The sequence below is a fragment of the Dehalococcoidales bacterium genome (assembly GCA_028716225.1).
Taxonomy (GTDB): domain Bacteria; phylum Chloroflexota; class Dehalococcoidia; order Dehalococcoidales; family UBA5760; genus UBA5760.
The window spans coordinates 4,208-9,581 of sequence record JAQUQE010000042.1; the positions used below are offsets into that span (position 1 = coordinate 4,208).

Consider the following 5,374-nt stretch of genomic DNA (forward strand, 5'->3'; position numbering starts at 1 on the left):
TCTGCCGATTATCAAGAACGTTCTCCTGAAGGACGGCCAGATCCGCTCAACCGATTTGGATACCGAAATAATTGTCAATGTGCCCGAGATTTCAGGGGAGCCGGTCCTTTTACCCCACAAGACTCTTACGGAACTCCTGAAGTATGTGCCTGGCAATTTAATGGTTTCCATCACCGGTGAATCCAAAAAGGTTAAACTATCCTGGACCGGCGGCAGCTGCTCTTACCTAACACCGGATGCCAGCGATTTCCCGCCTTCCGCGCTGCGTATGCCGATGACCGAGGCGGTACTGAACGGTGATACCCTGATCGGCTCCCTGGTTGATGCCCTCAAGTATGCCGCTACCAATGACGCTCGTCCTGTCCTAACCGGTGTCAACGTCAAGCTGGGCGAAAATCTGGAGGTCTGCGCCGCTGATGGTTTCAGGGCATGCTACGAATCGCTCAAAATGTCCTATCCGGAACCGCAGTCAATCAACGTCCCGGCCGGCACAATCAAAATCATGGAAAAATTGTGGAACAAAGAGCCGGCCAGACCGTCGGGGGGTAACAGCCTGGTTTCTATGCTCACATCGGCCCGGCATCTTAAACTCGGCCTCTGGACCGGTTTTATGAGCGCTTCGTTTAACAATATCGTCATCACCAGTAAACTGATCGACGGGAAATTCCCGGACGTCCTGTCTCTCTTCAATTCTTTCCAGGAACCGATCAAGGTCCAGTTCTTAGGAACTGAACTCATGCTCGCTATCAAGAGAATCGAGAGAGTCGCGAAGGCTGGCACCGAGATCGTAAGGCTTCTCTGGGACGAAAAGAAGATGATCGTTTTGGCTAAGCATGATGAGGATTCAGAGGTAGAAGTAGAGATCCCCGTTCTGGAAGGCAGCAACCCGGGCAGAATAGCTCTCAAGTACGAATACCTGGAGGACTATCTCATGGACAAGCCCGGACTGATCACCATGGGCAACGCCGGCCGGACAACACCCTGCGTCTTTCACTTTGGCACCAGACCCCTCGTTTCCATCATGCCGATGAAAGCGAGCTGGTCCGACGATGCCCCCAAGGAGGAGGTCGCGGCCGGAGTCGCCGCCGGTGCGCCTGAAACAGAGGCCGATACCGCAGCCGGCGAATCGGAGCCCGCGGAAGAGGGCGGCGAGGAAGCAGAGGCAGCCGATGAGAACGGCGAAGAAGAACCAGTAACCCAGGAAAATGAGACAGAAGGAGAATAGATTAAAAAAATAAAAGTTTAAAAACTCACTAACTCTTAGCAGCCGCCCACCTAAAGGCTCGATCATTGGAATCGCAGTCGGGCCAGGGTGGGCGGCACCTATATTATATCAGACAAATATATTATAATGTAATACCTTCCGGCCGATATTTAATACTACTTATTATTATTATAATTATTATTATTATTATAACAGGAGATGGTTCTATGGTCCGTAGATTTGTTTTGAGAAAGGAAATGATGGCAGACGGCGGAAGCGCCTCCGTGCAAAGGGTGGGAGCTGCCTATGCTTTTATCCGGACCTTTAAAGATCCGAACTTCCAGCCTGCTGAATTTTATGAGCTCACTAAAAAAGAGGCTACAGGCTTTCTGGAAGCCTGCCTGGTCCAGGATAAAATGAAATCTGATACAGGATGGTGAATATTTAATGGTAAACGAAGAATTAGCCCAGAATTTACGAAAAAAGTATCCCAGATGGAATATCGGTTATATCAAGTCCATAGCCTCAAAGGAGGACAGCTGGGAGCGGGCCCGTTTAACCGTCCTTTTCGAAGCCCCCTGCCATAAATGTTCGAGACAAATGGGCGAACACAGATTTGACGGTACTAAATTTTTATGTGACTAAAAATATTAGTAAGGAGGTAACAACATGGTAACACAGGATCCACCCAAACCCAACAAGCGTATCTTCATCATCGATAACAGGGAGCACCCGGACCCCGACCCCAGCAAGTCCGTAGATGAAATCCGGCAGCACTACGCCAGCTTCTACGAGGAGCTGAACAACGCCGAAACGACGACCCAGGGCAGAGGGGAAGAGACCCTTATCACCTTCACCAAGCGCACCGGCACCAAGGGATAGCGGCATGGATCAGATAACAATAGAAAAAGAATCTATCTCCGAATTGATCTCCGCGTTGCGAAAGGTACCCCCGAAAAACCTCAAGATCATCCATCTGGCCAACGAGATACCCATAGTAAACGGTGACTTTAATCCTTTTGACCTGGAAAGCCGCCAGAAAGAAATAATCGATGCGGTCGAAGAGGCAAAGGCGTATGGCGCCAGAACTCTGCAAGTGGTTGAGTTATTAGCTCACATCAGGGAAGAGGATTAATATGTGGGATATCGATTCTTTGGTTAGAAGTAACAATCAGGCGTCTCTGGACTGGATGATGAGGGGGAGACAGAGCCAGATAGCGGTTGAGCCGCATCCCAAGGCGTGGCCGCTGTCGGTCCTGGCCAGTAGAATGCTGTTCGGGCCGGTTAACCTGGAGGCTTTAATAGCGCTGCTTACGGACGCCACCGGCAACAGTAAATTTTTTGGACTTGTTCGCAAATTCCTGCCCGAATACGAGAAAAAGATCATGCGAGCCGCTAAAACAGAACGGGTGTACGAGTTCTGCCAACATTTCAGCCAAAAATACTATCCTGTACCAGGCGGCTATTACACTGCTAATATAGCCGGCCTGTTAGAAACCCTGCCGGTGGACCTGTTTGGCCTCTCCTACACTTCCTACGAGGATATGAGTATGAGGGACGGCTATCTTTGCCTGCTCTCTCTGCTTATCTATCCTTTTACCGGTGATGATAGGCTTGCGCAAGACGACGAGGTCCCCTTCGTAATCCGGGGAACGGCCAAAGACGCCGAAAATCAGAAATGGAAACCCACCGACTACGACATCGGATGGCTGAGGCATTTAATATCAATAATAGCAGATGGGGGTGTATGGCGAGCGCCCACGGGCTTCAGCATAACCAAAATCGATGATAATCATATCAAAGTCGAGCAGGCTAAAAACACGGCTGCCGTCAAAGAGGTACTACGCCGGACGCTGATTATCGCACAGAGGTTAAACATCCATGTTGAATTCAAGGCCGGCCGCAGCGCTGCAGAAAAGAAGGAGCGGGGCCCGCGGATCGTCCTGTTAGAAAAAGTTTCCGGACTGGTCGGCCGCGCAATAGTCGAGAGAATCCCGGAATTCGGATGGACACCGGAGGAGATCCATAAACTGGTTGACGGTACCAAGTACGCCGATCTGGCCGCCTTTGCCGACTGGGCTCTGGGAAAGACCGGCTGCCGTGTGCTTGATAAAAACTATGAGCATTGCAGTTATGTTGAGGGTGAGAGTGAACCGATTTTTAAATGGTCGCAATACAATATCGAATCGCTGGCCAGGGAATGGCCCAGGGCAAAGGCTATACTTGATCACATTGACAACATAACAGACTGGGTTGAGAAAAACACGGTAACCAATTTCGGAGAACTGGTGAATTTCCTTAGCGCTCACTATACGAAGCCTAAATCTAGAAAGATCCCCAGTAATGCCTATGATCCATTCGAACCTCTTGATCTTGAAATGGTAATTGATAGCGGATTTGGTGAAACCGACGAAGAAGCTTTTGAGGAGGAAGAAATTGCCTAAAGAAAAAACCGTAGAAAAACCTAAACTCAACTGGGCCGTGCCGGAGGAGCTAAAACTGCCCCCGGATGAGCTGCGCATGCGGCTCGATTTTTACGGCCAGGCTATCCAGATGACCAATTACGAAGGCGAAATCAAGGAGACTAAGATGGTCTCCGCCTATGATATCGCCATGACGCTGACCAGTGAAATGAGGATCAACACCGGCCTGCTGCCTGAGAACACGCTATGGTGGAGAAACACCCGGAGGGGCCCCGCGGTGGCATTATATGAGGCTCCCAGAACTCGCAAAGTCGCCTTGCAGGATGACCCTATGAAGCCGGCTAAACGCTTCAATATCCCTTTGCCCGGCCTGATCTTTATCTGTATTCCGGCTACGGCGCCATGGGTATACGCAGTCAAACACCGGCCAACAAAAGAACAGGATGAGGTATTCAAGTCCCCCCTTCTTAATGTCTATTCCGACGGCCGGACCTGCCCGGGTACTAATAATTACCCTATTAGAATCCAGGATATAATAGAAAGCTTCTTCCAGTCTTTCTTTACCGTGGCCGCCGATGTTAAGGGCCGCTCCAATAAATACCCGGGTAATATCCTGGATATGTGGAAGGAGCTGGACGGCAAGAAAAACTATCCGGTCAGCGATCTGGTCAACCATGGAGTGATAAGAGACCTCTTGATGCAGGAGATGTGAGGGATGGCAATTAAACATCGGAAATGCGACCAGCAGAAATATAAGAAGAGGGCGCAGCGCCAGGTAGAGAAGCATAATATCAGGGCTGCTCGCCGGCGTGAACAAGAACGCCAGGACCATATTAAATGGGAGGCATGGCGCCGCGACCAGGAATTAATACTGGCCAAAGAGCAGAAGGAAAAGAAAGAGCTGCGGACTCGTATTATCAAGCTTCTTTTCTTCCGGATGTGGCAGATGGATCCGGGACTATATAATGATTGGTCCAGATCATGCGAGGTAAATAGAGTGCTTGGTTTTTGGGGAGGCCGTATTCCCTTCATTCGTAACGGCCAGAAATATCCGTTCGTTTAAGGAGATGGGCTTATGCAGCCGGTAGCCGGTTATTTAGTCCACTATAAAGATGGTATCCAGGGTGAAAGAGGTATTGGCTATGATTATATTATCGCCGGCAACGGTGTCTTCATCCAGGCAGACAATGACCTTCTCTTCGCCCGGGTACCGGTGGCCGATTGTAATATCCGGGGGCTGGGACAGGAAAATCCGGAGGTGGTATTAAAACACGGCAAGATACCGGTTACCCTGTTCGCCCTGGCTTTTGATGCGTCAATGGCCGTCATGGAGAAGGAGATCTATCTGGCTATCACCTGGGACAACGGCTACCATTTATTTAAAACCGGACAGGATCCACATGAGGCAAATGTAAAATATGATGTAGTAAAAAATACCGTGATGGACTTCCATTCTCACGGCAAGATACCCGCCTTTTTCAGCGGCCAGGATAACGCGGATGAGCAAGGCTTTCGCCTCTCCTGCGTAGTCGGCTCTCTGGATAAGCAGCCTATGGTTTGCGTGAGAATAGGGGTATACGGCAGCTTCTTAATATTGCCCTGGAAGGATGTATTTGACGGTGTTCTTATCGGCGTAAAAGATGTACTTGAAATAACGGAGGAAGATATACGTGAGATACCGACTGAGACTAAGAGTTTCGAAATTGATTTTAGTGGGATGTGGTGGAACCGGCTCCCTGGTGGCTGA

8 protein-coding genes are annotated in these 5,374 nt (G+C 49.8%); all 8 read left to right on the forward strand.

Going from position 1 to position 5,374, the window contains the following annotated elements; genetic code table 11:
* Positions 1-1,225, forward strand: a 1,225-nt coding sequence (locus PHI12_12015) for a DNA polymerase III subunit beta (GenBank protein MDD5511517.1), incomplete at its 5' end; no start/stop codon positions are given.
* Between the two features lie 206 nt (positions 1,226-1,431).
* Entirely contained in the window at positions 1,432-1,644 is a 213-nt protein-coding gene (locus tag PHI12_12020; protein ID MDD5511518.1) for a hypothetical protein, read from the forward strand.
* A gap of 229 nt (positions 1,645-1,873) precedes the next feature.
* Entirely contained in the window at positions 1,874-2,086 is a 213-nt protein-coding gene (locus tag PHI12_12025) for a PRTRC system protein C (protein MDD5511519.1), read from the forward strand.
* A gap of 4 nt (positions 2,087-2,090) precedes the next feature.
* On the forward strand, positions 2,091-2,339 hold the full coding sequence (locus PHI12_12030) for a hypothetical protein (GenBank protein MDD5511520.1): 249 nt from the start codon (positions 2,091-2,093) through the stop codon (positions 2,337-2,339).
* A gap of 1 nt (position 2,340) precedes the next feature.
* On the forward strand, positions 2,341-3,648 hold the full coding sequence (locus PHI12_12035) for a hypothetical protein (protein MDD5511521.1): 1,308 nt from the start codon (positions 2,341-2,343) through the stop codon (positions 3,646-3,648).
* The gene (locus PHI12_12040) at positions 3,641-4,339 is read left to right on the forward strand and encodes a hypothetical protein (protein MDD5511522.1); all 699 of its coding nucleotides are present in this window, start codon (positions 3,641-3,643) and stop codon (positions 4,337-4,339) included. The genes PHI12_12035 and PHI12_12040 overlap by 8 nt, the downstream gene beginning before the upstream one ends.
* Positions 4,340-4,342: 3 nt before the next feature.
* Positions 4,343-4,690 (forward strand): hypothetical protein, encoded by a 348-nt coding sequence (locus tag PHI12_12045; protein ID MDD5511523.1) that lies wholly within the window; start codon positions 4,343-4,345, stop codon positions 4,688-4,690.
* A 12-nt stretch (positions 4,691-4,702) separates the two neighbouring features.
* Positions 4,703-5,374, forward strand: a complete 672-nt coding sequence (locus tag PHI12_12050) for a Mov34/MPN/PAD-1 family protein (GenBank protein ID MDD5511524.1) — start codon at positions 4,703-4,705, stop codon at positions 5,372-5,374.

Coding starts and splice junctions, on each gene's coding strand:
- PHI12_12020 (MDD5511518.1), top strand. CDS start 1,432: ATGGTCCGTAGATTTGTTTTGAGAAAGGAAATGATGGCAGACGGCGGA.
- PHI12_12025 (MDD5511519.1), top strand. CDS start 1,874: ATGGTAACACAGGATCCACCCAAACCCAACAAGCGTATCTTCATCATC.
- PHI12_12030 (MDD5511520.1), top strand. CDS start 2,091: ATGGATCAGATAACAATAGAAAAAGAATCTATCTCCGAATTGATCTCC.
- PHI12_12035 (MDD5511521.1), top strand. CDS start 2,341: ATGTGGGATATCGATTCTTTGGTTAGAAGTAACAATCAGGCGTCTCTG.
- PHI12_12045 (MDD5511523.1), top strand. CDS start 4,343: ATGGCAATTAAACATCGGAAATGCGACCAGCAGAAATATAAGAAGAGG.
- PHI12_12050 (MDD5511524.1), top strand. CDS start 4,703: ATGCAGCCGGTAGCCGGTTATTTAGTCCACTATAAAGATGGTATCCAG.